General features: G+C 46.3%; 1 protein-coding gene, 2 tRNA genes and 1 rRNA gene. 1 reads left to right on the top strand and 3 read right to left on the bottom strand.

Translation table 11 applies throughout. The annotated features are described in order from the left end of the window. Positions 1-88 precede the first annotated feature (88 nt). Both ADM98_RS00415 and ADM98_RS00420 read right to left on the bottom strand, forming a co-directional pair. A tRNA-Met gene (locus ADM98_RS00415) sits at positions 89-165 on the bottom strand. 34 nt (positions 166-199) lie between these two features. Further along, positions 200-276: transfer RNA gene (locus ADM98_RS00420), tRNA-Met, on the bottom strand. Between the two features lie 129 nt (positions 277-405). Between ADM98_RS00420 and ADM98_RS00425 the strand changes: the two genes are divergently transcribed. Further along, the gene (locus tag ADM98_RS00425) at positions 406-870 is read left to right on the top strand and encodes an NUDIX hydrolase (protein WP_053451760.1); all 465 of its coding nucleotides are present in this window, start codon (positions 406-408) and stop codon (positions 868-870) included. Between the two features lie 99 nt (positions 871-969). On the opposite strand, the gene rrf is transcribed toward ADM98_RS00425, so the two are convergent. Further along, positions 970-1077, bottom strand: a 5S ribosomal RNA gene (gene rrf / locus ADM98_RS00430); the annotation flags it as partial.

Genomic DNA, 1077 nt, shown 5'->3' on the forward strand with positions numbered 1-1077 from the left:
CCGACGACCTTTGGGTTATGAGCCCAACGAGCTACCAGACTGCTCCACCCCGCGACGATAAACGTTTCGGATTTGATTATTTTAAAATTGGTTGCGGGGGCCGGATTTGAACCGACGACCTTTGGGTTATGAGCCCAACGAGCTACCAGACTGCTCCACCCCGCGACGATAAACGTTTCGGATTTGATTATTTAAAAATTGGTTGCGGGGGCCGGATTTGAACCGACGACCTTTGGGTTATGAGCCCAACGAGCTACCAGACTGCTCCACCCCGCGATGATATAACGTTTCGACAGATATTAATATAACATGCGTCTTTTAAATTAGCAAGCCTTTTTGCCTTTTTTCTTTTTACTAACTGTCATAATGAATATTCTTCTATACTGATACGAAAGGAGTGATCAGATGGGATACTTATTAGATTTACGAAAAATCGTAGGAAACCGACCGTTGATCAGTGTTGGAGCAACCGTACTTGTCATGAACGCACAACACGAACTGTTATTTCAATATCGTTCGGATACACACAGTTGGGGATTACCTGGCGGTTCGATGGAACCCGGTGAGACGCTTGAAGAAGTCGCGATGCGTGAATTACAGGAAGAAACCGGACTTCAAGCTCGCAGTGTTCAACTACTAGATGTCTTTTCTGGTCCTGATTACTTCTTCCGTTACCCGAATGGCGATCAAACATACAGTGTCATCCATCTCTTTCAAGCAAAAGGAGTATCTGGTACATTACAAATGACGGACGGAGAGAGCCTCGACCTCCGTTATTTTCCACTCGACCAACTACCAGCCCCACTTGAAGCACGAGCCGCTGCGCTATTAAAACACGTCATCCCTCGTCTTGTTGACACAACATCTTGAATTTAATGTAGTTGTCGTATTTTAAAACTGGCTGTCCTTCGGTCAGTTTTTCCTTTTCCACAACAAAAAACTGACCTGCAATCTGCAGATCAGTCAAGTGCCTGGCAACGTCCTATCCTCACAGGGGGAAGCCCCCAACTACTTTCGGCGTTCAAGTGCTTAACTTCCGTGTTCGGCATGGGAACGGGTGTGACCACTTGGCTATCG

This window comes from Exiguobacterium sp. BMC-KP, assembly GCF_001275385.1.
GTDB lineage: Bacteria > Bacillota > Bacilli > Exiguobacteriales > Exiguobacteriaceae > Exiguobacterium_A.